We start from the raw sequence: 23,728 nt of genomic DNA, 5'->3' as shown, positions 1-23,728 counted from the left end.
CGGAGCACCACCCATGAACCGTGCCGACCTGGTCTTCACCGGCGGGCCGATCCACACCGGCGACGCCGCCCGCACCCGGGCGAGCGCGCTGGCCGTCACCGGCGAGCGGATCACCGCGGTGGGGCACGACGAGGTACGGGAGTTGATCGGCCCCGGCACCGAAGTCGTCGACCTGCACGGCAAGTTGCTGGTCGCCGGATTCCAGGACGCCCACGTGCACGCCGTCTACGGCGGCGTCGAGATGGCCGCCTGCGACCTGACCGGCACCGTCACCGTCGCCGACTACCTGGCCCGGATCGCCCAGTACGCCGCCGCCCACCCCAACAAGGAGTGGATCACCGGCGGCGGCTGGTCGATGGAGAGCTTCGACGGCGGCCTGCCCACCCGGCACCTGCTCGACTCCGTCGTCCCCGACCGCCCGGTGCTCCTCTCCAACCGCGACCACCACGGCGCCTGGGCCAACACCCGCGCCCTGGAACTCGCCGGACTCACCCGCGACACCCCCGACCCCGCCGACGGCCGGATCGAGCGCGAGGCCGACGGCACCCCCAGCGGCATGCTCCAGGAGGGCGCCTGCGGCCTGGTCGGCCGGCACGCCCCCGCCCCCACCGCCGCCGACCGCCTGGACGGCCTGCTGCGCGCCCAGGCGATGCTGCACTCGCTCGGCATCACCGCCTGGCAGGACGCCCTGCTCGGCGAGTTCGGCGGCAACCCCGACCCGTCCGGCACCTACCTCGCCGCCGCCCAGGACGGCACCCTCACCGCCCGGGTGGTCGGCGCCCTGTGGTGGGACCGCGAGCGCGGCGCCGAGCAGATCCCCGAACTCGTCGCCCGCCGCGAGAAGTTCAGCCACGGCCGGTTCCGGGCCGGCTCGATCAAGATCATGCAGGACGGCATCGCGGAGAACTTCACCGCCGCCCTCACCGCCCCCTACCTGGACGGCTGCGGCTGCGCCACCGGCAACAGCGGCCTCAGCTTCGTCGACCCGCTCGCGCTGAAGGAGCACGTCACCGCCCTCGACGCGCTCGACTTCCAGGTGCACTTCCACGCCCTCGGCGACCGCGCCGTCCGCGAGGCCCTGGACGCGGTCGAAGCCGCGATCGCCGCCAACGGCCGCCGCGGCAACCGCCACCACCTGGCCCACCTGCAGGTCGTCCACCCCGACGACCTCGCCCGGTTCGCCGCCCTCGGCGCGATCGCCAACATCCAGCCGCTGTGGGCCGCCCACGAACCCCAGATGGACGAGCTCACCATCCCCTTCCTCGGCCCCGAACGCGCCACCTGGCAGTACCCGTTCGGTGCCCTCCGGCGCACCGGCGCCACCCTCGCCGCGGGCAGCGACTGGCCGGTCTCCAGCCCCGTCCCGATCGACGGCATCCACGTCGCCGTCAACCGCCGCGAACCCGGCGCCGCCCCCGACGTCCCCGTCTTCCTGCCCGAACAGCGCCTCGACCTGGCCACCGCCCTCGCCGCCTACACCGCGGGCACCGCCCACCTCAACGGCCTCGACGACACCGGCGTGCTGCGCCCCGGCAACCTCGCCGACCTGGTCGTCCTCGACCGCGACCCGTTCGCCGCCCCCACCGAGGAGATCGCCGACACCCGCGTCCTGCGCACCTACGTCGGCGGACGGGCGGTGCACACCGCCGAGTGAGAGCCCCGCCAGGAGCCCGGTGAGAACGGCGGGATGCGCAGCCAGGGGCTCGGGGAACGGCGAGTCCGAGCTGCTGCCGGCCGGAGCCCACCGGAAAGTCCGTGCTGCTCCGGGCCCCTGAAAGCTCGCACCCCGCCGGTCCCCCGCGTCCGCTCCGGAAAACCCTTCGCACACCTGTCGCACGGACGTGATAGGAATCTCGATCCGGGGCGCCCGTCACGCGCGCGCCCCCACGGGAACGCACAGCACTTCGGAGGGGACCGGGGAATGGGACTGTTCGCACGGCTGCTCGGCCGCAGCGACACCGGCGGCGGCCGCCGGGCGGCCGCGGACGCACCGCCCGCCGCGGGCGCCCAGGGGCGCCCCCGCATCGACCCGGCGTTCGGCGACACCGAGCTGGCCAGGCTGCGCGCCTTCGCCGGGGTCGGCTCCTGGCCCGCCGCCCGGGCGGTCCTCGACGCCGCCGCCGACCAGGACGACCTGACGCTGATGGTCGCGGCCGTCGCCGACGTCCCGGGCACCGAGGTGCTGGTCGGCAAGGCGCTGGCCGCCGCCCCGGACGACCCGCTGCTGCAACTGGTGCAGGGCGCCCGGCACGTCAGTTGGGCCTGGGAGGCGCGGACCAGGGCCAGCGCCCGGAACGTCACCGAGGAGCAGTGGAAGACCTTCCACGAGCGGCTGGAGAGCGCCGAGGAGCACCTCTACCGGGCCGCCGAGCTCGACCCGCAACTGCTCGGCCCCTGGTACTTCCTGCAGATCAGCGGCCGCGGCGCCTCGCTCGACCGGGAGGCCGCCCGCAACCGCTTCGAGGCCGCGCTGCGCCGCAGCCCCGGCCACCTCGCCTCGCACCGCCAGCGCCTGCAGCAGCTGTGCGAGAAGTGGCAGGGCTCGCACGAGGAGATGCACGCCTTCGCCCGCCGCGCGATGCTCGCCGCCCCCGAGGGCAGCCCGCACGGCGAACTCGTCGCCCGCGCGCACGTCGAGCACTGGCTCGCGCTGCCCCCGGAGGAGGACGCCGCGTACATGGGCCAGGAGCACGTCCGGGCCGAGCTGCACGAGGCCGCCGACCGCTCGGTGCGGCACCCCGCGTACGTCCGCGGCCGGGACTGGGCGGTCACCCACAACGAGTTCGCGATGGCGTTCGCGCTCGCCGGTCAGCCCGCCGCCGCGAACCTGCTCCTCACCGAGCTGGGCGACCTCGCCACCGAACTGCCCTGGGCCTACTGGGGCGACCCGGCGGAGGTGTACCAGCGCACCCGCCTGCAGTGCGCCGGACACTGACCCCGCGCCCCTGACCCCGCCGAGCCCCGCCGCTCACCGTCCCCGCGGAGCCCGGCCCGGCCCCGACCGACCTCCGCCCGCACCAGCCGAAGGACCAGCCCCGGTGACCCCCAACGACCCCAGCGCGCACACCTTCCAGGTGGACCTGCGCGGCCTGGTCGACCTGCTCTCCCACCACCTGTACTCCAGCCCCCGCGTCTACCTGCGCGAACTGCTGCAGAACGCGGTCGACGCGATCACCGCCCGGCAGGCCCTCGACCCGGCCGCGCCCGCCGCGATCACCGTCACCGCGGGCGACGCCCTCTCGGTCTCCGACACCGGCGTCGGCCTCACCGAGGCGGACGTGCACACCTTCCTCGCCACCATCGGCCGCAGCTCCAAGCGGACCGCCGACGGAGCCCTGGACGCCGGTCAACTCGCCGACGCCCGCGCCGAGTTCATCGGCCAGTTCGGCATCGGCCTGCTCGCCTGCTTCGTCGTCGCGGACGAGATCACCGTCACCACCCGCTCCGCCCGCACCCCCGACGCGCCGGTGGTCGAGTGGCGCGGCCGCTCCGACGGCCGCTACACCATCACCACCCTGCCCGCCGAGGCCCGCCCCGAGCCCGGCACCACCGTCACCCTCACCCCGCGCCCCGACGCCGAGGAGTGGACCTCCCCGCGCCGCGTCCTCGAACTGGCCCGCCACTACGGCAGCCTGCTGCGCCACCAGGTCACCGTCGTCGACGGCGCCGGGCGCTCCACGCAGGTCAACGACACCCCCGCGCCCTGGGCCCGCCGCCACGACACCCCCGCCGCCCGGCGCGAGGCGCTCACCGCGCACTGCCGCGACACCTTCGACTTCACCCCGCTCGACACCATCGACCTGGACCTGCCGCTGGTCGGCCTCAGCGGCGTCGCCTACGTGCTGCCCGAGGCCGTCCCGCCGTCCCGCCGGGCCGGGCACCGCGTCCACCTCAAGGGCATGCTGCTCTCCGACCAGGCCGACGAACTGCTCCCCGAGTGGGCGTTCTTCGTGCGCTGCGTGGTCGACGCCGAACGGCTGCGCCCCACCGCCTCCCGCGAGGCGCTGTACGCCGACGAGACGCTCGCTGCCGTCCGCGACGCGCTCGGCCTGCGGATCCGCGACTGGCTGACCGACCTGTCCGCCAGCGACCCGGGCCTGCTGCACCGCTTCCTGGCCGTGCACCACCTGGCCGTCAAGTCGCTGGCCCGGCACGACGACCAGCTGCTGCGGATGCTGCTGCCCTGGCTGCCGTTCGAGACCACCGACGGCAACGTCACGCTCGACGAGTTCGCCCGCGCCCACCCGGTCGTCCTGGTCACCCGCACCGTCGAGGAGTTCCGCCAGGTCGCCCCGATCGCGGGCGCCGCGGGCCTGGGCGTCATCAACGGCGGCTACACCTACGACCGTGACCTGGTGCACCGGCTGCCCGAGATCCGCACCGGCACCACCGTCGCCGACCTCGACCCGGCCACCGTCACCGCGCACCTCGACAACGTCGACCCGGCCACCGAACTGGCCGCCGCCGCGTTCCTCGCCACCGCCCGCGAGGTCCTCGGCCGCTTCGACTGCGACGTCGCCCTGCGCACCTTCCACCCCAGCAGCTCCCCGGCCCTGCTGCTCGACGACCGGGAGGCCCGGCACGAGCGCACCCGCACCCAACTCGCCGACCAGGCCGACGGGTTGTGGGCCGACATCCTCGGCTCGCTGGGCAGCTCCGCGCCCCGCGCCCAACTCGTCCTCAACCACCTCAACCCGCTGGTGCGCCGGGCCGCCGGGATCCGGCAGCGCGAGCTGGCGATCACCACCGTCGAGGCGCTGTACGGCCAGGCCCTGCTGCTCACCCGCCGCCCGCTCAAGGCCAGCGAGTCCGCGCTGCTGAACCGCTCCTTCCTGGCCCTGCTCGACCACGCCACGCTCGGCCACGAGCCCGCCGCACCCGGCCACGGCCCCGCCGCCCCGCAGGACGCCGCCGCGCCGCAGGACGCCACCGCGCCGCAGGACGCCACCGCGCCGAACCCGCCCGCCACGCCGCCCCAGGAGTCGTGATGCTCGACACCATCGACGCCGTCCGCGCCGCGCTGCGCGCCAACGACCAGCTCCCGTACGGCCGCCCGCGCACCGTCACCGCCGAGGAACTCGTCGACGCCGCCGAGCAGTTCGACGACCCCGAGCTGCTCGCCGTCGCCCTGCTGGAGCTGACCGAGGCGTACGAGTACGACGCCGAGCAGCGCAAGCTGCCGGTGGCCTTCGCCCGGATCGCCAAGCTCCGCAAGGAGCACCCCGACAGCTTCGGCGACTGGGAGAACCACGCCACCGACTGGCGCTACAAGTGGGTCGCCGCCGCGCTGCTCAGCGTCCCCGAGGTGCCGCTGGAGGCGGTCCGCCGCTGGCACGGCGAACTGCGCACCCACTACCTCGACCGGGGCCACGACCTCCAGCCCTACTACGCCCGGCAGTACCGGCTCGCCGCGCACACCGGCGAGGGCGTGCCGGACGCCTTCGAGCTCTGGGCGACCCGCTGGCGCTCCCGCTACAGCGACTGCCACGCCTGCGAACTGCGCGACCAGGCCCTGCACTTCGTCGACCTCGGGGACGACGAACGGGCCCTGGAGGTCTGGCAGCCGGTGTTCTCCGGCGAGCGCTCCTGCTCCGAGGAGCCGCACGTCAGCCGGGCCCTCGCCCTGCTGCCGCTGCTGCGCACCGGCCGGGTCGAGGAGGCCCGCTCCGCGCACCTGACCGGCTACCGCTGGGCCCGCGGCCGCTCCGGCGCCGCCCGGGCGATCGGCCTGCACCTGGAGTTCTGCGCGCTCACCCGCAACGAGCCGCGCGGCCTGGAGATCCTCGCCGAGAACCGGGACCTCTTCGACCGGCACGGCGACCCGCTCTCCCGGCTGCACTTCCTCACCGGCGCCCAACTCCTGCTCGGCCGCCTGGTCGAGGACGGCCACGGCGACGTGCCGGTGGCCGGGCCGCCCGGCGAGCACCGCACCGCCGCCCGGCTGCACGCCGAACTGTGCACCGAGGGCGACGAGTTGGCGGCCCGCTTCGACGCCCGCAACGGCACCCCGGCGGTCGGCGCGGCCCGCCGCGCCCGGCTGGCCCGCACCCCGCTGTTCGCCGAGCCGATGCCGCTGGGCCTGCGCGCCACCGGCCCCGCCACCGCCACCGGCCCCGCCACCGCCACCGGCGCCCCGCAGCCGCTCCCGGCCCCCGCCGCGGCCCCGTCCGGCACCCCGGACGAGCCCGTCGACCTGGTCGAACTCGTCGCCAAAGCACGCGAGTTGAGCCACACCAACCACCCCGACGCGCTCCTGCACTGGAACCGGATCGGCGCCCTGATCGAGGCCCCCGAGCACCGCCACCCCGAGGACGCCGAGCAGACCGGCCTCGGCCCGCTGGCCCAGCTCCGGGCCGAACTCGCCCTGGAGCGCGCCTTCGACGAGCGGCTCCCCGACGCCGAGAGCAACGCGCTGTACGCCGAGGCCGCCGAACTGTTCGAGCAGGCCGGGCTGACCGCCCGCGCCCTCGGCGCCCGGGCCCGCCAGGCCGGTCCCGACGACGACCAGCCCGGAGACCTCCCGCTGATCCACGACATCCGCGACCGGCTCGCCGAACTCGCCGCCGCCGACGTCCCGTTCGGCGGCCGCGAACTGGTCGCCGTGCTGCAACTCCAGGCCAACGCCGAGATGCGCGCCGTCTTCGCGGCCGCCGCCGAGGGCGGCCCCGACGGCCCCGGCCCCGACCCGGCCGCCCTCGCCGAGGCCGAGGCCACCCTCGAACGGCTCTACACCGAGGCGGCCCGGCACGGCCTCCCGCACCGCCAGGCCAACGCCCGCCTGCTGGGCGCCCGGGCCCGCTTCCTGGCCGGCCGCCACCAGCCGGGCGGCAACGCCGCCGCCGAGGCCGACCGGATGATCACCGAGGCCGAGCAACTGGTCGAACGGGCCGCCGCCCCCTGGCGGCTCGCCCACGTCCACGGCCAGCGCGGCGAACTCGCCATGTACGACGGCGACCTGGCGAAGGCCGAGGAGTACCTCCGGCGGGCCGCCGCCGTGGTCGCCCAGTACGGCGACCGCTCCACCGGCGCCGCCCGGGTGCACGACGGCCTCGGCCGCACCTACCTCGGCCTGGGGCGCCCCGCCGAGGCGGCGGCCGCGTTCACCGAGTCCGCCGCCCGCTACGACCGGCTCGGCGAGGCCGACGCCGCCGCCTCCGCGCGCATCATGCTCGGCCAGGCGCTGTGCAGCGCCGACCGCGCCGACGACGGCGTCGCCGTCCTGGAGTCCGTGCTGCTGGAGCCCGGCTTCGCCGAACTCGACGTCCGCGAGCAGGCCCAGGCCCGGCTGACCCTGGCCCGCGGCCTGCGCGAGATCGGCGAACCCCGGGCCGCCGCCGAGGAGTACCTGCTGCTCGCCGACCGGGTCGCCGAGTTCGACGAGAAGCACATCCTCACCATGGTCGCCGCCGAGGCCGCCGCCGCCCTCGCCTCCGCCGAGCAGTGGCCCGCCGCCGACCTGGCCCGGCAGCGCGCCCTCGACAGCCACCGCACCGCCCCGCACGCCGACGCCGTCTTCGACATGCTGCTGCGCCAGGCCCGCCACACCGCCGACCGGCACGGCCCCGACCACCCCGAGGCCGCCGAACAGGCCCTGGCCCGGATCGACGAGGCCGCCGAAGTGGCGCGCACCGCCGAACGCGAGGGCCAGGACTTCAGCAGCGGCTGCCCCGACGGCACCCTGCACGACACCCGGGCCCGCACCCTGAGCAGCCTGGACCGCAACGAGGAGGCCCTCGCCGAGATGGAGCGGGCCGTCGCCGCGTTCGCCGCCTACGGCCCCGGCGCCCACCACGGGCGGGCCGAGTCGATCCGGGTCGCCGCCCTGCTGGAGGCCAACCGCCTCGACCGCCCCGATGCCGCCCGGGCCCGCCTGGACGCCGCCGTCGCGATGTTCCGCGACGCCGGGGCCCCCGAGGCCGCCGAGCCGCTGGTCGAACTCCGCGCCCGCCTCACCCGCCACTGACCCGCCCGCGGCACGACGACGGCCCGCCGGGGAATCATCCCCGACGGGCCGTCAACTCGTCCGCCCATCAAGCTACTTCAGGTGCAGCACCGAAGCCTCGAAGGCCCGGAACGCCCCCTCCTGCTTCCACTCCAGCGCCGCCTTCGGGCTGGCCGCCAGCAGCGCCGCGCACTTCGGCGTCGGGTTCGCCGACCCCAGCGTCCGCCCCTGGCACTCCGGCACCGGCTTGAAGCCGTCGCGGTCCCGCCACAGGCTGCGGCCCGCCACGAAGCCGTACTCCAGCGAGTTGCGCGCCAGGTCCTTCAGCTCGGGGTAGCTCAGGCCGTAGGTCCGCGCCGCCCGCACGTACTCGTGGGTGATGTCGATCCGCTCCACCCCCGGGTCGTCGGTGGCAAGCGCCGTCGGCACCCCGTACTTGCGGTACAGCGGGAACGGGTGCTCCTGCCCCTCCACCTGGAGGATCTGCGCGTTGGAGGTCAGCGGCACCTCGACCAGCACCTTGCGCTCGGCCAGGGTGCGCAGCAGCTCCGCCGAGTCGTCCTCGTGGGTGACGTCCACGCCGTGCCCGATCCGCTCGGCGTGGCCGGTCAGCACGGCCTGCCGGATGTGGAAGGCCAGGTCCGACGGCTTCACCAGCCCGGGCACCAACTCGCCCGCGTGCAGGGTGATGTGGGCCTCCGGGTAGAGCGGACGCAGGAAGTCCAGCATCTCCATCTGGAGCTGGTAGTTGTCCAGCGAGGACTGGTAGTCCTCCGGCTGCACCAGGTTCACCGCGACGAACCGCCCGTCCTGGGAGGCGAGTTCCATCCCCAGCAGCAACTGCGCGAACACCCGCGCCGGGGTGGACGCCCGGGACGCCTGGGACTGGATCCGCACCGTCACCGAACAGCCCGGCCGGGCCTGCGCGGTGCCGCACTGCTCGGTGGCCTGGTACTCGGCCATCGCGGTGTCCAGGTCGGTGCGGGCCCCGTCCACCAGCGCCTGCATCCGGCCCCCGGCCAGCAGCTTCTGCCGCAGCGCCGCGAAGTCGGGGTCGAAGCCGACCTCGGCGGCCAGCGCCGCCACCCCGACCGAGGACGGGGTCAGCATGGTCTCCAGGTAACTCTGGTGCTGCGCCGCCATGGTGTCGGTCACCTCGGCGAGCATCGTGCCCGGGTGGCGCCAGCTCGCCTCGCCGAACTTGCCGAAGGTGGCGAAGAAGTGGTCGTGGCCGGACTCCGCGCCCGGCGTGAAGTCCTGCATCGACCAGGCCCGGATCACCTGGGTGCGGAACTCGCCCTCCGCCAGCGCGTCCTGGGCCGGACGCAGGGTGCCCTGGCAGGGGCCGGTCGCCGAGGCGAGGGTCACCGAGTCGATGCACAGGCCGTCCTGCGCGGCCAGCCGGATCAGCAGCTCGGTGGAGACCGCACCGGAGAGGTGGTTGTGCAGGTCACCGCCCTTGGGCATCGCCCGCAGGAAGGCGTCCAGGCGCGCCGGGTCCTGCCGGATCCCGTCCAGCAGGCCGGAGACGGCCTCCTCGGTCGAACGGGGGCCGGGCCGGTCGGCGGCCCCGGCGGCGGGGGCGAGCGGCAGCAGCAGGGCGGTGCAGGCGACGAGAGCTGCGGAGGTGGTACGGCGTAGCGACATCATGATCGCCATGCTGACGGACCGTCAGCCGCCGTACCCCGCAACGCCGTTCATGTCGTGCGCACATCATCCGAAAGAGTGCCGACGCACGGAAACGGCCCTGGAACGATCGGATGGTGCTACTTACTGCTCGCCGCCCGCCGCCCGCCGCCCGCCGCCCGCCGCCTGCTACCCGTTCACTTGCGCCGGGACTTGCCCGCGGCCCGCTCGGCCTTCACCTTCGCCGCCTTCTCCGCCGCCGTCTGCACCCGCTGCGCCTCCTTGCGCACGTCGGCCTGGAGCGCGCGCTCGCGGCGCAGCCACTCCGGGTCCTCCTCGCGCAGCGCGTCGATCTGCTCGGTGGTCAGCGCCTCGGTGATCCCGGCCCGGTTCAGGCCGGTGACCGAGATGCCGAGCCGGGCGGCCACCACCTGCCGCGGGTGCGGCCCGTTGCGCCGCAGGTCGGCCAGCCACTGCGGGGGCTCGGCCTGCATCGCGTTGAGCTCGTCGCGGGAGACGACGCCCGCCTGGAACTCGGCGGGGGTCGCCGCCAGGTAGATCCCCAGCTTCTTGGCCGCGGTCGCGGGCTTCATGGTCTGGGAGGTCTTGGGCTTGGGCGTAGTCATGCGACAAGGGTATAGGGAAAGCGCCCCTGCCCAGCTCACGGCCGCCGCCCCCGCCCCGCCGACCGCCGCCCCCGCCCCGTCACGACCGCTGCCCGGCCGGGCCCCGGCGGACCGCTAGCCTGGAGCGCGTGACCGACAACGAGCAGCCCTCCGCCCCCTTCCGCCTGGTGTACGTGCCCGGGGTGACGCCCACCAAGTGGCTGCGGGTGTGGGAGCAGCGGCTGCCGGACGTCCCGCTCGAACTGCTGCAGTCGGCGCCCGCCGACGGGCACGCCCTGCTGCTGTCCGGCGGCGCGGACGCCGGGCTGGTCCGGCTGCCGGTGGACCGGACGGTGCTGAGCGCCATCCCGCTGTACACCGAGACCACCGTCGTGGTGTTCCCCAAGGACCACTGGCTGGCCGCCGCCGAGGAGGTCACCGTCGCCGACCTCGCCGAGGAGGTCGTCTTCTCGACGTCCCGCAGTCGCAGGTCGCCCTCGCCTGGCCGGAGGAGGCCACCACCGACCTGGTCGAGGAGTTCATCGGCATCGTCCGCGGCCGCACCGCCAACAGCTCCCGCGGCCGCACCGCCGCCGCCGAGGAGCAGCGCCGCCCGTCCGGCACGAAGAAGTCCAAGGCCCAGCCCCAGCAGCGCACCGCCCAGGCCGGCAAGGGCGGCGGCAAGCCCAAGCCGGGCCAGCGCACCGGCGGCGCCCGCACCGCCCAGCCCAAGCGCGGCGGCAGCGGCGGCGGCCGCAAGAAGTAGCCTCGGGCGTCCGGGCACCACCGGGAACCTGCTCAAACGGCCCCCGGCCTCGTGGAGACCGACTGCCCAGGCCCGGTCCGGACCCGCTCGCACCCACCCGGACCCGGAGGCCGGGCCATCCGACAGGGGTGAGCCCGGGTCAGGGGCAGGCACGTTGTCGCTCCGGCTCAAGAGCTGCCCAAGGGCTGGCGGCGAACCCCGGAGATCACGCCAGCACCGGGCGGCTGTTCCACAGTTCCTCGTCCGTGCGGTCCCGCAGGGGCGTGAAGACCCAGGGGGCGAGTCGGGGTGCCGGCACGGCGGCGACCTGTTCGGTGGGGTGGAGCAGTCCGCGGACGCATCGTTCGGCGGTCCAGACGGTGATCCGGGCGTGCGGGTTGGCGGGGTTGACGCCGATCTCGCCCTTGGGCCCGCAGGTCGCGTTGTAGGGCAGGGCGGTGCGCCGGCGGTTCCAGTAGGTCCACGCCTCGGCGGCCTTCTCCTGTTCGAAGAGGTGGTAGAGCTGGGGGTAGCGGTCCAGGAGGCGGACTTCGCGGAAGAGGAGTTGGCCGAGCAGCGGGGCGGCCGCGGTGCGCAGGTCGTCGGCGTCCGCGTCGGTGAAGGCGAAGGCGGTGGCGTCGGCGGCCGGGGTGAGGGCAGTGGCGGTGAAGCGGTGGCAGAGGCGGTCGTGGACGAAGGCAGCGGCGTGCTGGGACAGGCCGGGTTCGATGCCGTCGATCAGGTCGAGGAAGCGTTGGCGGCCGGGGCGGAAGCGGCCGACGTCGAAGAGGGTGCCCATGGTGTCGACGGCGGTGAAGGCGAGCTGCTTGTAGAGGTGGTTGTTCATCTCGCCGAGTTCGGCCAGGTTCTTCGTCGCGGTGCTGGTGGAGTGGAGCATCAGGTACTCGGCGGCGGTCTCGAAGTAGAGGTAGCCGAGGTAGGGCATGACCGGGACGGCGGCGGCCAGTTGGTCGAGGAACGCCCCGGCGTCGGGGCGGATGCGGCCGGTGGCGGTGGCGAGCATCAGGTCCAGCAGGGGTGCGGCGGCGCGGATCCGGTCGGTGACGGACCGGGTGACCTGGTGGTCCTCGGTGGGGGTGAGGGCGTGGCGGTGGCGGTCGAAGGCGCGCAGGTGGACGGCGCCCAGGCGCAGGTAGTCCAGGCCGGCGCCGGGGGCCGGGTGGTCGGGGGAGACTTCGATGACCAGGGGGGTGCTGTCGCGTCGGCTGTCGAGGTCGGGGCGGGTGTCGAGGAGGTGGGTGCCGAGGTTGTGGGGGCGCAGCGCGCCGCCGGGCAGTTCGGTGAGCGGGGCTCCGTAGAGGGCGGCGGCGAGGCAGCCGGTGGAGGCGAGCAGGTGGCCGCTGGTGCGGATGGCGTCCAGGGAGCGGGTGAGGTGCAGCAGGTGCATCGGGCGGTCGGTGGTCAGGGCGGTGAGCATGGCGTTGCCGTCGGGGCGCAGCAGGTGTCCGCCCGGGGTGCGTTGGAGGCGCTCGCTCCAGTGGTCCGGGGTGGCGGTGAGGCCGGTGGGCAACTGCTCGGTGGGGGCGTCGAGGTGGGTGTGGGCGAGGTCCCAGTCCGGGTGCACGGGTGTCTCCTACTCGGGTTGCAGGGCGCGGAGCGCCAGGTGGAGGGCGTGGGCGTCGCTCACGCCGTCGAGGCGGGCGTGTTCGGTGCGGACGACCAGGTCGTGGGCGAGGTGCAGGGCCCAGGCCGGAATCTGGAGGCGCAGCAGGTGCAGGTCGGGCCACCAGCGGGTGGCGGGCAGGCGGTAGCGGTCGAGGGCGTCGGCGGCCTTGAGCAGGTCGACGGCCGTGCGGTGCCGGTGGTAGGCGGTGTGCTGCTCAGGAGTGAAGGCGCGGTGGGGGACGTCGTGGAGGGCGACGGCGGCGACCGCCTCCGGGCTGGCCTCGTGGCCGAACGCGGCGCTGAGGTCGGCCGGGTGCCGGGTCAGCCAGGCGGCGGCGCGGGCGCCGTGGCCGGGGTCGGTGCGGTCGTTGAGGCGGCGGCAGTCGTGGCAGGCTGCCGCGGCGGCGAGCGCGAGCACCCGGTCGGGGCCGAGGCCGTGGCCGGCGGCGAGGAGCTGGACGAGGACGGCGACGCGGGCGCCGTGCAGGACGCCGTGCAGGGAGGTCGCGGTCTCCGGCCGGGCGAACCAGGACGGATCCGGTACCAGCGGGGTCGCGGGGTGTGGCAGTCTGGGCCGCGCACCCGGACCGCCCGGCCGCCGGTCGGCGATCCATGCGAGGGTCGGCCGGTCCAGCACCTGGTGGTCGGGCAGGCGGCCCACGGCCGCCAGCTCGTGCAGCGGCAGCCGGTCGGCGTCCTGCGGTGTCGGAGAGTTCATCGAGTCCTCGAAGGGTCGGGTCGGACATGGGTGTCACGCTGGGCGTGGTGGTGCTGACGATGGGGAACCGGCCCGCCGAGCTGGTGGCGCTGCTGGAGTCGGTGCGGACGCAGGAGGGCTCCGAGTCCGGGGTGCGCACGGTCGTGCTCGGCCAGGGCGTCGAACTGCCGCCGCTGCCGCAGTGGGTGGACGCGGTGGAGCTGCCGGAGAACCTGGGCATCCCGGGCGGGCGCAACGCCGGTGTGGAGCGGCTGCGCGAACTGGGCGGCGCGGACGTGCTGGTGGTGCTGGACGACGACGGGCTGCTGCCGCGCACCGACACCTTCCGACTGGTCCGGGAGGCGTTCGAGCAGGACCCGCGGTTGGGCATCGCCTCGTTCCGGATCGCCGACGAGACCGGCTTCACCCAGCGCCGCCACGTCCCCCGCCTGGGCAAGTCCGACCCGATGCAGTCCGGTCCGGTGACCACGTTCCTCGGTGGCGGCCACGCCATCCGGATGTCCGTGATCGACCAGATCGGCCTGTTCCCGGCCGAGTTCTTCTACACGCACGAGGAGACCGACTTCGCCTGGCGGGCGCTGGACGCGGGTTGGGGCATCGACTACCGCGCCGACCTGGTGCTCCAGCACCCGCGCACCGACCCGGCCCGGCACGCCGCCTACTACCGGATGACCGCCCGCAACCGGGTCTGGCTGGCCAAACGCCACCTCCCCGCCCCGCTGGTACCGGTCTACCTCGCCTCCTGGATCGGCTACACCCTGCTGCGCCGCCCGCCGCTGGCCGGCTTGAAGGCGTGGTGGGGCGGGTTCTTCGAGGGGGTGCGGGTGGCGTGCCCGCCGCGCCGGCCGATGCGGTGGAGCACGGTGCGCCGGATGGCGCAGCTGGGCCGACCGCCGATCTTCTGACGGCCAGACCCAGCCGAGCCCGGCCGAGCCCGGCCAGGCAGATTCAGGCGGCCAGGGCAGCCGAGGGTCCGTCGGCGGTGAACCAGTCGGGGACGGCGCCAGGGGTGGAGCGCAGCCAGGCGACGTACCGGTCGATGCCGTCGGCGAGGCCGATGGCGGGAGCCCAGCCGAGGAGTTCGGCGGCCAGGCGGGTGTCGACGCAGCCGCCGAGCGGGTCGCCCGCGGGCATCGGCGCCCGCTCGAAGCGGGCGCCGGGGTAGTGGGCGGCGATCAGCTCGCCGATGCGGCGCACCATGGTCGGCACGCCGGTGCCGACGTTGACCGTCCGGCCGCCATCCGTTCGGCGACCAGCGCGAGGATCGTGGCGCGGGCGATGTCCTCGACGTGCACCATGTCCCGTACCTGCGTGCCGCCGCCGTTGAGCCGGATCGGGCGGCCGGTGTGCGCGGACATGGCCATCCACGGGACCATCCACGAGTGCGAGCCGGGCTTGGGGACCTGCGGCTCCCCGTAGACGGAGAAGTACCGGACGATCGCGTGCTCGGGCCCGGTGGAGCCGTCCAGCATCAGCCGGGTCTGCTGCTCGCCCCACGCCTTGGTGTTCGCGTAGACGGAGATCGGGTCCAGCGGCTGCGCTTAGGTGAAGACCGCGGGGCCGTCGGCGGTGGTGCCGCCGTGGCCGTAGACGGACGCGGAGGAGACGAACACCAGCCGCTTCACCGTCGATCCGGCCACGGTGTCCAGCACGCTCTGGGTGCCGGCCAGGTTGCTGGCGAACGCGGTGCGCGGGTGGCGGGTGCAGGCGGCGACGTCCGCGTACGCGGCGGCGAGCTGGGCGACGACGCGGCTGCCGACCAGGCCGCCGCCCCCGGTCACCAGCACCGTCGCGCCCGCGAGCTGACCGGTCACAGCTGACTTTGCGTCAATCATGTTGATCTGCACCTCTGTTCGGAGTCGGGTGGATGCCTGAAAGTGAAGCCTCCGGGCCCGGGCGGCGGTACCGTGTTCGCTCCCCCTCCTGGTTAATCCCGTTCATGATCAACTCGCGGTCGTCCCAGGGAGCGAAGTGAACCCGAGCGCCGAACCGAACCGGCACCTGGCAGCCGTCCTGGACGAGGCCGGGTGGACCTACGAAGCCCTGGCCAGAGCGGTGCGGGCCGTCGCCGCCGAGTCCCGGGTCGAACTGCGCACCTCGAAGGCGGCCGTCCACCACTGGGTCGTCAACGGGACCAGACCGGCGGGCAGGACACCGCTCTACATCGCCGAAGCGCTCAGCCGCAGGCTCCGACGCACCGTCACGCCGGCCGAGATCGGTCTAGGCTCCGAACCCGTCGAGGACACCACCCGGGCGCTGCCCCTCGACCCCCTCGTCGCCGCTGCCGACCTCGGAAGGCTCATCATGCTGCGCCGCCGCGACTTCCTCGCCACCACCTTCTCCGCCGCCGCGGTCGGCCTGCCGCTGGCCTACGACCACCAGGCCGCCGCGGCCGCGCTCAGCGCCGCCGCCGGCAGCCGCCGGATCGGGCCCGGCGAGATCGCCGTCGTCCGGCAGTTCACCGAGATGTTCCGCACCGCCGACGAACGCCTCGGCGGCGGCCACGGCCTGGTCGCCATCACCTCCTATCTCGCCGACGTCGTCACCCCGATGCTCAAGGGCACCTTCCCCGACAGCGCCATCCGTACGGAGGCGTTCGGCGCCGCTGCCGAACTCGCCACCCTCATCGGCTGGAAACTCCACGACCACGGCAGCGACGGCGCCGCCCAGCGGTTCTACCTCCTCGCCTACCAGCTCGCCTGCGAGGCCGACCCCGCAGGCCGCGCCGCCTGGGCCATGCGAGCCCTCACCCACCAGGCCCTCGACCTCGGCCACCACACCGGCACCGCCGCCCTCGCCGACGCTGCCCTCCTCCGCGCCCGCGGGCGCGTCGACCCCAGTACCGAGGCCCTGCTGCTCATCACCGCAGCCCGCGCCAACGGCGCCTCCGGCAACCGGGCCGCCGCCGCGAAGCTGATCCTCGCCGCCGAGAACGCGATGCTCGCCGCTACCGAACCGCCCCCTGCCTACGCCGCCGCCTCCGGACCGGTCGCCGCCACCGTCGCCTCCCACACCGGCAAGACCCTGACCGCGATGAAGGACCACGCCGCCGCCGAACGCCACTACCGCGCCGCCGTCCAGCACCGTGTCCCCGGCACCTACCACCGCGTCCGCGCCCTCACCCTGGCCAACCTCGCCAAGACCGTCGCCGCCCAGCACCGCCACGAAGAAGCCGTCACCCTCTGGGCACAGGCCCTGGACCTCATGGAAGGTGTCGCCTCCGAGCGCACCACCAAGGAACTCGACACCATGCGCTCCGCCCTGCGCCTCTACACCAGCCGCCGCATCCGAGGGGCTGCACAGCTGGACCGTCGTGCCGCCGCACCTCGACGTCCCGCAGTCGCAGGTCGCCCTCGCCTGGCCGGAGGAGGCCACCACCGACCTGGTCGAGGAGTTCATCGGCATCGTCCGCGGCCGCACCGCCCAAAGCTCCCGCGGCCGCAAGAAGTGACCCCGCCGGGGCGGAGGGGCTTGCACCTCCCCCGGGGGGAGGCGGCAGGCTGCGGGCATGGACGGCGACACGCGCTACTCGATCGGTGAACTGGCCCGGCGGACCGGTCTGACAGTCAAGACCGTACGGTTCTACTCCGAACGCGGAATCGTGCCGCCGACGGACCGCAGCCCGGCCGGCCACCGCCGGTACGACACCGCCGCCGTCGAGCGCCTGCGCCTCGTGCGGACCCTCCGCGAACTGGGACTGGACCTCGCCACGATCCGCGAGGTCGTCGACCGGGGCCTCCCGCTCCCCGAGGTCGCCGCGGTGCAGGCCGAGGCGCTGGCCGTACAGATCCGCGTCCTGCGCCTGCGGCACGCGGTGCTCACCGTGGTGGCCGAGCGCGGGCTCACCCCCGAGGAGACCGACCCCGTGCACCGACTCGCCCGGCTCACCGAGGACCAACGCCGCGACCTCGTCGACGACTTCCTCCACGCCGTCTTCGACGGAGCGGCCACCGACCCCGTGTCCGCGGGAGCCATGCGCTCGATGACCCCCGAACTGTCCGAGGACCCCGACGCCGAGCAGGCCCGGGCCTGGGTGGAACTGGCCGAACTGGCCCTGGACCCGGACTTCCGGGCCGCGGTGCGGCGCACGGCCGAGGAACTGGCGGCCGACCGGGCGCGGGTCCGCACCACGGGTCCGCGCCGCGACCTCGTCGCAGTCGTCCGCGACCTCGTCGCCCCGGCCCTGGCGGCTGGCGTCCGCCCGGCCTCCCCCCAGGCCGATCCGGTCGTCGCGGCGCTCACGGCCCACTACGCGCAGCTCTGCGGCCGTCCCGACGACACCGGGCTCCGCCGCCGACTGCTGCTCCGCCTGGAGAGCGCGAACGATCCGCGCCGGGACCGGTACCTCCACCTGCTCGCGGTGATCAACCGCTGGCCCGCCCCGGAGGGCCCGGCGCCCGCGCTCACCTGGTCCGCCGAGGCCCTGCGCGCCCGGACGGGCTGACGCCGGGGACGCCGAGGCCGGAAGAAACCCCGAGACCGGAGACGCCGGGACCGGGGACGCCGGGACCGGGGCCGCCGACGGCCGCCGCGCGCTCCGGGAGCGCCCCCGAACCGCCGAGGCGGCGTCAACTCCCTTGATCGGAAGGCCCGTTCCCCGTACAGCCGGAATCCGTTCCGCCGCCCCGGCCGCCGCCCCGTCGGCCGCGCCCCGACGGCGTTCCCGCGGTCGGGGCGGTGTGGCCCGCATGATGGTCGGCGGGCATCCTTGCCGTACCGACCGAGGGGAACAAGCACATGGTGCACGCACGGGCCGGCCAGCCGGCGCAGCCGCAGGACCTGATCGACGTCGCCCGCCTGGTGACGGACTACTACGCGCTGCACCCGGACCCGGAGGACGTCGCCCAGCGCGTCGCCTTCGGGACCTCCGGGCACCGCGGCTCGGCGCTGCGAGGCGCCTTCAACGAGGACCACATCGCGGCCACCGCGCAGGCGATCTGCGACTACCGGGCCGAACAGGGCACCACCGGCCCGCTGTTCCTCGGCATCGACACCCACGCGCTGTCCGAGCCCGCCCGGGCCACCACCCTGGAGGTGCTCGCCGCCAACGGCGTCACGGTGCTGCTGGACACCGCGGACGGCTACACGCCGACCCCGGCGGTCTCGCACGCGATCCTCACCCACAACCGCACCCGCCCGGCGGCGCTCGCGGACGGCATCGTGGTGACGCCCTCGCACAACCCGCCCGCCGACGGCGGCTTCAAGTACAACCCGCCGCACGGCGGTCCGGCCGACTCCACCGCCACCGGCTGGATCGAGCGCCGCGCCAACGCCCTGCTCGCCGCGGGCCTGGAGGGCGTCCGCCGCATCCCGTACGCCCGGGCGCTGGCCGCCGACACCACCGGCCGCTACGACTTCCTCGGCGCGTACGTCGACGACCTGCCCGCCGCGGTGAACCTGGACGCCGTCCGCGACGCGGGCCTGCGGATCGGCGCCGACCCGCTCGGCGGCGCCTCGGTCGCCTACTGGGGCCGGATCGCCGAGACCCACCGCCTCGACCTCACCGTGGTCAACCCGCTCGCCGACCCCACCTGGCGGTTCATGACCCTGGACTGGGACGGCAAGATCCGGATGGACTGCTCCTCCCCGTACGCGATGGCCTCGCTGATCGACAAGCGCGACGCGTACGCCCTGGCCACCGGCAACGACGCGGACGCCGACCGGCACGGCATCGTCACCCCCGACGGCGGGCTGATGAACCCCAACCACTACCTGGCCGTCGCCATCGACTACCTGTACCGGCACCGCGAGGGCTGGCCCGCGGCGGCGGCGGTCGGCAAGACCCTGGTCTCCTCCTCGATGATCGACCGGGTGGTGGCCGGGCTCGGCCGCGAGCTGCTCGAAGTGCCGGTCGGCTTCAAGTGGTTCGTCGACGGCCTGCTGAACGGGACGGTCGCCTTCGGCGGCGAGGAGTCCGCGGGCGCCTCCTTCCTGCGCCGGGACGGCTCCCCGTGGAGCACCGACAAGGACGGCATCCTGCTGGCCCTGCTGGCCTCCGAGATCACCGCCGTCACCGGCAGCACCCCCTCCGCCCTGTACCGCGAGCTGGTCGCCCGCCACGGCGACCCGGTCTACGCCCGGGTCGACGCCCCCGCGGACCGGGCCCAGAAGGCCGCCCTCGCCGCCCTCGACGCCGACCGGGTCACCGCCGACACCCTGGCGGGCGAGCCGATCACCGCGGTCCTCACCCACGCCCCCGGCAACGGCGCCGCGATCGGCGGCCTCAAGGTCACCACCGAGAACGCCTGGTTCGCGGCCCGCCCCTCCGGCACCGAGGACGTGTACAAGATCTACGCCGAGAGCTTCCACAGCGAGAGCCACCTCGCCCAGGTCCAGTCCGAGGCCCGCGAGCTGGTCACCGAGGTCCTCGCCAAGGCGTAGCCTCCCGCCCGAACGCCGCACCCCTCCGGTCCGCCGACCGGAGGGGTGTTGCATTGTGGTGCACTCTGTTCGAAGATGTTCGGTGTATCGGCTCACCCGTCCTGCCCCGAGCCGCGACCCGAACCACGAGGAGTGTGCCGCCGTGCACAAGACGGTGACCGAACTGGCCGACGGCCGCGAACTGATCTACTACGACGACGGGCCCGCCGTCCGCGACGCGGTCGACGCCCGCCCGCTGGAGCCCGCCGCGAGCGTCTCCGAGGTGCGGGTCGACCCGTTCACCGGCGACGCGGTCACCGTCGCCGCGCACCGCCAGGCCCGCACCTACCACCCGCCGGCCGACGAGTGCCCGCTCTGCCCGTCCCGGGACGGGCGGCTCAGCGAGATCCCGGCCGCGGACTACCAGGTCGCGGTGTTCGAGAACCGCTTCCCCTCGCTCGCCGACTCCTCCGCCGCCCACGTCGCCCCCTGGTCGGACGGCCCGTACGCGCTCACCCCGGGCACCGGCCGCTGCGAGGTGGTCTGCTTCACCTCCGACCACGGCGCGTCCTTCGTCGACCTCTCCGAGCCGCACGCCCGCCTGGTCCTGGACGCCTGGACCGACCGCACCGCCGAGCTGTACGCCCGCCCCGGCGTCCGGCAGGTGTACTGCTTCGAGAACCGCGGCGCCGAGATCGGCGTGACCCTCGGCCACCCGCACGGCCAGATCTACGCCTTCCCGTTCACCACCCCGCGCACCGCCCTCGCCCTGGACCGCGCCGCCGCCCACCTCGCCGCGACCGGCCGAAACCTGTACGACGACGTGCTGGCCGCCGAGCGCGCCACCGCGGGCAAGCCGGACTCCCGGGTGGTGCTGGCCGGCGAGCACTGGACGGCCTTCGTCCCGTTCGCCGCCCGCTGGCCGTACGAGGTGCACCTCTACCCCAACCGCCGGGCCGCCGACCTCACCGCGCTGGACGACGACGCCCGCGCCGAGTTCCCGCGGGTCTACCTCGACCTGCTGCGCCGCTTCGACCGGCTCTTCCCCGAACCGGCCCCGTACATCGCCGCCTGGCACCAGACGCCCCGGCCCGCCGCCACCGAACTCGCCCTGCACCTGGAGCTGTTCACGCTGCGCCGCACCGCCGACAAGCTCAAGTACCTGGCGGGCACCGAGTCCGGCATGGGGGCGTTCATGAACGACGTCCGCCCGGAGACCGCGGCCCGCACCCTGCGCGAGCTGTAGGGCCCCTCGCGCACGCAGGAGAACCCGCCCGGGAAGCTCCCGGGCGGGTTCTCCGTTCCCGCTGCCTACCGCACCCGGTGCGCGCCCTGCGAGGGCACCGCCTGGAAGGTCTGCGGCTCGCCGAACCCGGCCGCGGCGAACGCCCCGCGCACCTCCCGCTCGACCTCCGCCAGCCGGTCGGCGTCGACCAGGGCGAGCACCGAGCCGCCGAAGCCGCCGCCCATCATCCGGGCGCCCAGCGCGCCCGCCGCGTTCGCCGCGGCCACCGCGAGGTCGGTCTCGGGGCAGGAGACCCGGTAGTCGTCGCGCAGCGAGGCGTGCCCGGCGGTCAGCACCGGGCCGAGCGCCCGCGGGTCGCCCGCGTCGAGCAGCGCGACGGCGTCCAGCACCCGCTGGTCCTCGGTGACCACGTGCCGCAGCAGCGGGCGCAGCTCGACGGGCAGCCGCTCCTCGGCCGCGGCCAGCCCGGCCGCGTCGACGTCGCGCAGCGCCCGCACCCCGAGCAGCCCGGCGGCCCGCTCGCAGCCCGCCCGCAGGCCCGCGTACGCGCCGTCGCCGAGGTCGTGCTTGACCCGGGTGTCGACCACCAGCAGGGACAGGCCGACCGCGGGCAGGTCCAGCGGCACCTGGCGGCCGGTGAGCGTGCGGGTGTCGAGGAAGTACGCGTGGCCCGCGACGCAGCAGCTGGACGCCATCTGGTCGAGCGCGCCGCACGGCACCCCGACGTAGGCGTTCTCGGCGCGCTGGGCGAGCAGCGCCCGGCCGGGGGCGTCCAGGCCGAGGCCGTACAGCTCGTCCAGGGCGATCGCGGTCGCGCACTCCAGCGCGGCGGACGAGGACAGGCCCGCCCCGGTCGGCACGTCCGAGGAGAACGCCAGGTCGGCGCCGCCTACCGGGTGCCCGGCCTCGGCCAGCGCCCAGAACACGCCCGCCGGGTACGCGGCCCAGCCCGGCACCGAGCCCGGCGCCAGGTCGACGAGCGCGAACTCGGCCACCGAGCCGTCGCCCTGCGCGCTGAACAGCCGCACCCGGCCGTCCGCGCGGCGGCGGGCCGCGACCCGGGTGGCGTGCGGCAGCGCGGCGGGCAGCACGTAGCCCTCGTTGTAGTCGGTGTGCTCGCCGATCAGGTTGATCCGGCCGGGCGCGGCCCACACGCCGTCGGGCGAGCCGCCGTAGGCGGAGGCGAAAGAGGCGGCGGCGTCGGCTGCGGCATCGGCAGCGGCATCGGCGGCGGCATCGGTGGTCATCGGGCGCTCCAACGGACGTTCACGGACGATCAGACGGTATATTCAACACATTCAAACACACTGCCCCAGACTCGAACAGGCCTGGTGTGCCGCCCCGCGAACTATGCTGAGCGCCGTCCCACTCGTACCCCCTCCGGAGGACACCGTGACGACCGACGGCGGACTGCTCGCCGACCAGCGCCGGGCCCTGATCCTCGACCTGGTCCGCCGCGACGGGGCCGTCAAGGTCGCCGAGCTCGTCGACCAGCTCGGCGTGTCCGACATGACGATCCGCCGCGACCTGGACGCCCTCGCCCGCTCCGGCGCCGTCCGCAAGGTGTACGGCGGCGCGGTCGCCCGCACCACCTCCGCCGAGGAGCCCGCCTTCGAGGCCAAGTCGACCCTGGCCGCCGAGACCAAGGCCGCCCTCGCCGAGGCCGCCGCCGCCCAGGTTCAGCCCGGCAGCGTGGTCGCCGTCTCCGCGGGCACCACCGCGTACGCCGTCGCCGCCCGCCTGCTCGACGTCCCCGGCCTGACCGTGGTGACCAACTCGCTGCCCGTCGCCGAACTCGTCCGCAGCCGCGGCGACGGCGGCCCCGCCCTCCTGCTCACCGGCGGCGCCCCCACCCGCTCCGCCGCCCTGGTCGGCCCGCTCGCCGACCAGGCCATCCGCTCCCTGCACGTCGACCTGCTGGTCATCGGCGCCCACGGCGTCAGCGAACGCGCCGGCCTGACCACCCCCAACCTCGCCGAGGCCCAGACCAACCGCGCCCTGATCGCCTCCGCCCACCGCACCGTCGCCGTCGCCGACCACAGCAAGTGGGGCGTCGTCGGCCTCAGCAGCTTCGCCGCCCTCGCCGACCTCGACTGCTTCATCACCGACCGCGACCTCCCCGCCGACGCCCGTGCCGTCCTCACCGAGACCTGCGGCGAACTGCTGATCGTCTGAACGCCCCGGAGCGCGCCCCGGAACGGACGAGGAGCGGAGAGGAACGGAAGGGCACATGGACTGATCTACGGCTACGAGTTCTACCCCCGCCCCCGGAACGTCGCCAGGGCGCTGACCGCTCTCGCCGAGCCGGCGCCCCCGACCCGCGGGGTGCCCCCGCTCGCCCTCACCCTCCCCACCGGCGAGCGGCTCCTGCTCCCGTTCACCTCGCGCTTCCGGAGCGAGCCGGTCGACTGCTCCGCGGGCGGCCCGCTCGACCTCGACACGTCCCTCCTCTTCGACGCCGACGACGCCCTGCGGGCGTACGCGGAGGCGAACGGCCGCGCACCCGAGGCGGACGGCCGGATCCGGATCGGGTACGTCTACGCGACGGTCCGGTTCGCGTCCTTCCCCCACCCCGGCTACGCGTCCGTGGAGTGCTGGGCGGCGACGTCGGAGATGAGCCGCCTGTTCGCGCGGTCGGCCGGCATCAGGAAGGCGTTCACCGACCTCACGGCCGCCGCCGGCGGAGTGTGCTGCCTGTTCGACACCGGCGACGGCGGCCCCGAGGAGGTGTGCTGGCTCAACGGCCGGAGCACCCGGGAGATGCTCGGCGGCCCCCGCTTCCCGGACCGGCGCGCACTCGTGGAGACCTGGCCCGCCCCCGAGGGGTGACCACGGCCGCCCCGATCCGCGGGCCGCTTGC

The 23,728-nt window shown here is 75.0% G+C and carries 17 protein-coding genes and 2 pseudogenes; 12 read left to right on the top strand and 7 right to left on the bottom strand.

Going from position 1 to position 23,728, the window contains the following annotated elements; genetic code table 11:
* Positions 1 to 13 precede the first annotated feature (13 nt).
* The 4 genes from OO57_RS21810 (at position 14) to OO57_RS21795 (ending at position 7,963) form a co-directional block, all read left to right on the top strand.
* On the top strand, positions 14 to 1,654 hold the full coding sequence (locus OO57_RS21810; protein WP_033254262.1) for an amidohydrolase: 1,641 nt from the start codon (positions 14 to 16) through the stop codon (positions 1,652 to 1,654).
* 267 nt (positions 1,655 to 1,921) lie between these two features.
* Entirely contained in the window at positions 1,922 to 2,935 is a 1,014-nt protein-coding gene (locus OO57_RS21805; protein WP_051778064.1) for a hypothetical protein, read from the top strand.
* 103 nt (positions 2,936 to 3,038) lie between these two features.
* Positions 3,039 to 4,988 (top strand): HSP90 family protein, encoded by a 1,950-nt coding sequence (locus tag OO57_RS21800; protein ID WP_081973859.1) that lies wholly within the window; start codon positions 3,039 to 3,041, stop codon positions 4,986 to 4,988.
* A complete protein-coding gene (locus OO57_RS21795) occupies positions 4,988 to 7,963 on the top strand; it encodes a tetratricopeptide repeat protein (protein WP_033254261.1) in 2,976 nt (991 codons plus the stop codon). The genes OO57_RS21800 and OO57_RS21795 overlap by 1 nt, the downstream gene beginning before the upstream one ends.
* Before the next feature lie 72 nt (positions 7,964 to 8,035).
* Here OO57_RS21795 and OO57_RS21790 read toward each other — a convergent pair whose 3' ends face one another.
* Positions 8,036 to 9,601 (bottom strand): adenosine deaminase family protein, encoded by a 1,566-nt coding sequence (locus tag OO57_RS21790; RefSeq protein ID WP_033254260.1) that lies wholly within the window; start codon positions 9,599 to 9,601, stop codon positions 8,036 to 8,038.
* Between the two features lie 164 nt (positions 9,602 to 9,765).
* Complete coding sequence (locus OO57_RS21785) at positions 9,766 to 10,194, bottom strand: DUF5997 family protein (RefSeq protein ID WP_033254259.1); 429 nt, start codon at positions 10,192 to 10,194, stop codon at positions 9,766 to 9,768.
* Between the two features lie 128 nt (positions 10,195 to 10,322).
* Between OO57_RS21785 and OO57_RS41325 the strand changes: the two are divergent.
* Positions 10,323 to 10,939 (top strand): annotated as a pseudogene (locus OO57_RS41325) (LysR substrate-binding domain-containing protein).
* Between the two features lie 205 nt (positions 10,940 to 11,144).
* Here the strand turns inward: OO57_RS41325 and OO57_RS21775 are convergent.
* Positions 11,145 to 12,503 carry a hypothetical protein gene (locus OO57_RS21775; protein ID WP_051778063.1) on the bottom strand — a complete coding sequence of 453 codons (1,359 nt, stop codon included), beginning with the start codon at positions 12,501 to 12,503 and terminating at the stop codon, positions 11,145 to 11,147.
* Positions 12,504 to 12,512: 9 nt separating this feature from the next.
* Positions 12,513 to 13,262, bottom strand: a complete 750-nt coding sequence (locus tag OO57_RS21770; RefSeq protein WP_033254257.1) for a hypothetical protein — start codon at positions 13,260 to 13,262, stop codon at positions 12,513 to 12,515.
* 26 nt (positions 13,263 to 13,288) lie between these two features.
* On the opposite strand from OO57_RS21770, the gene OO57_RS21765 reads away from it, so the two are divergent.
* Positions 13,289 to 14,167, top strand: a complete 879-nt coding sequence (locus tag OO57_RS21765; RefSeq protein ID WP_199811299.1) for a glycosyltransferase family 2 protein — start codon at positions 13,289 to 13,291, stop codon at positions 14,165 to 14,167.
* Between the two features lie 43 nt (positions 14,168 to 14,210).
* Here the strand turns inward: OO57_RS21765 and OO57_RS47220 are convergent, their stop codons facing one another.
* Both OO57_RS47220 and OO57_RS40430 read right to left on the bottom strand, forming a co-directional pair.
* Positions 14,211 to 14,462 carry a hypothetical protein gene (locus tag OO57_RS47220; RefSeq protein WP_051778062.1) on the bottom strand — a complete coding sequence of 84 codons (252 nt, stop codon included), beginning with the start codon at positions 14,460 to 14,462 and terminating at the stop codon, positions 14,211 to 14,213.
* Positions 14,438 to 15,097: pseudogene (locus tag OO57_RS40430) on the bottom strand (NAD-dependent epimerase/dehydratase family protein). Before OO57_RS40430 ends, OO57_RS47220 begins: the two are co-directional and overlap by 25 nt.
* A gap of 136 nt (positions 15,098 to 15,233) precedes the next feature.
* On the opposite strand from OO57_RS40430, the gene OO57_RS21755 reads away from it, so the two are divergent.
* From OO57_RS21755 to galT, 4 genes are all read left to right on the top strand, one after another.
* Positions 15,234 to 16,802 carry a tetratricopeptide repeat protein gene (locus OO57_RS21755; protein WP_063737618.1) on the top strand — a complete coding sequence of 523 codons (1,569 nt, stop codon included), beginning with the start codon at positions 15,234 to 15,236 and terminating at the stop codon, positions 16,800 to 16,802.
* On the top strand, positions 16,771 to 17,706 hold the full coding sequence (locus OO57_RS21750; RefSeq protein WP_033254256.1) for a MerR family transcriptional regulator: 936 nt from the start codon (positions 16,771 to 16,773) through the stop codon (positions 17,704 to 17,706). The genes OO57_RS21755 and OO57_RS21750 overlap by 32 nt, the downstream gene beginning before the upstream one ends.
* Positions 17,707 to 17,999: 293 nt before the next feature.
* Positions 18,000 to 19,643, top strand: a complete 1,644-nt coding sequence (gene pgm, locus OO57_RS21745; protein WP_033254255.1) for a phosphoglucomutase (alpha-D-glucose-1,6-bisphosphate-dependent) — start codon at positions 18,000 to 18,002, stop codon at positions 19,641 to 19,643.
* A gap of 142 nt (positions 19,644 to 19,785) precedes the next feature.
* Positions 19,786 to 20,868 (top strand): galactose-1-phosphate uridylyltransferase, encoded by a 1,083-nt coding sequence (gene galT, locus OO57_RS21740; protein WP_033254254.1) that lies wholly within the window; start codon positions 19,786 to 19,788, stop codon positions 20,866 to 20,868.
* Positions 20,869 to 20,933: 65 nt separating this feature from the next.
* On the opposite strand, the gene galK is transcribed toward galT, so the two are convergent.
* Positions 20,934 to 22,115, bottom strand: coding sequence for a galactokinase (gene galK / locus OO57_RS21735; protein ID WP_033254253.1), 1,182 nt, complete (start codon positions 22,113 to 22,115; stop codon positions 20,934 to 20,936).
* A 145-nt stretch (positions 22,116 to 22,260) separates the two neighbouring features.
* On the opposite strand from galK, the gene OO57_RS21730 reads away from it, so the two are divergent.
* Both OO57_RS21730 and OO57_RS21725 read left to right on the top strand, forming a co-directional pair.
* Positions 22,261 to 23,043 (top strand): DeoR/GlpR family DNA-binding transcription regulator, encoded by a 783-nt coding sequence (locus tag OO57_RS21730; protein WP_033254252.1) that lies wholly within the window; start codon positions 22,261 to 22,263, stop codon positions 23,041 to 23,043.
* Between the two features lie 150 nt (positions 23,044 to 23,193).
* Entirely contained in the window at positions 23,194 to 23,697 is a 504-nt protein-coding gene (locus OO57_RS21725; protein ID WP_418909905.1) for a hypothetical protein, read from the top strand.
* Positions 23,698 to 23,728 lie beyond the last annotated feature (31 nt).

Source organism: Kitasatospora phosalacinea (assembly GCF_000717185.1).
In the GTDB taxonomy this organism is placed as follows: domain Bacteria; phylum Actinomycetota; class Actinomycetes; order Streptomycetales; family Streptomycetaceae; genus Kitasatospora; species Kitasatospora phosalacinea_A.
The sequence above is the reverse complement of the archived record's forward strand: the minus strand, read 5'-3'. Positions and strand labels throughout refer to the sequence as shown.

What these genes read in the sequence shown, in the direction of transcription:
- OO57_RS21805 (WP_051778064.1), top strand. Translation starts at nt 1,922, where the DNA reads ATGGGACTGTTCGCACGGCTGCTCGGCCGCAGCGACACCGGCGGCGGC.
- OO57_RS21795 (WP_033254261.1), top strand. Translation starts at nt 4,988, where the DNA reads ATGCTCGACACCATCGACGCCGTCCGCGCCGCGCTGCGCGCCAACGAC.
- OO57_RS21785 (WP_033254259.1), bottom strand. Translation starts at nt 10,194, where the DNA reads ATGACTACGCCCAAGCCCAAGACCTCCCAGACCATGAAGCCCGCGACC.
- OO57_RS21765 (WP_199811299.1), top strand. Translation starts at nt 13,289, where the DNA reads ATGGGTGTCACGCTGGGCGTGGTGGTGCTGACGATGGGGAACCGGCCC.
- OO57_RS21790 (WP_033254260.1), bottom strand. Translation starts at nt 9,601, where the DNA reads ATGGCGATCATGATGTCGCTACGCCGTACCACCTCCGCAGCTCTCGTC.
- OO57_RS21810 (WP_033254262.1), top strand. Translation starts at nt 14, where the DNA reads ATGAACCGTGCCGACCTGGTCTTCACCGGCGGGCCGATCCACACCGGC.
- OO57_RS21750 (WP_033254256.1), top strand. Translation starts at nt 16,771, where the DNA reads ATGGACGGCGACACGCGCTACTCGATCGGTGAACTGGCCCGGCGGACC.
- OO57_RS21770 (WP_033254257.1), bottom strand. Translation starts at nt 13,262, where the DNA reads ATGAACTCTCCGACACCGCAGGACGCCGACCGGCTGCCGCTGCACGAG.
- galK (WP_033254253.1), bottom strand. Translation starts at nt 22,115, where the DNA reads ATGACCACCGATGCCGCCGCCGATGCCGCTGCCGATGCCGCAGCCGAC.
- OO57_RS47220 (WP_051778062.1), bottom strand. Translation starts at nt 14,462, where the DNA reads ATGGTGCGCCGCATCGGCGAGCTGATCGCCGCCCACTACCCCGGCGCC.
- pgm (WP_033254255.1), top strand. Translation starts at nt 18,000, where the DNA reads ATGGTGCACGCACGGGCCGGCCAGCCGGCGCAGCCGCAGGACCTGATC.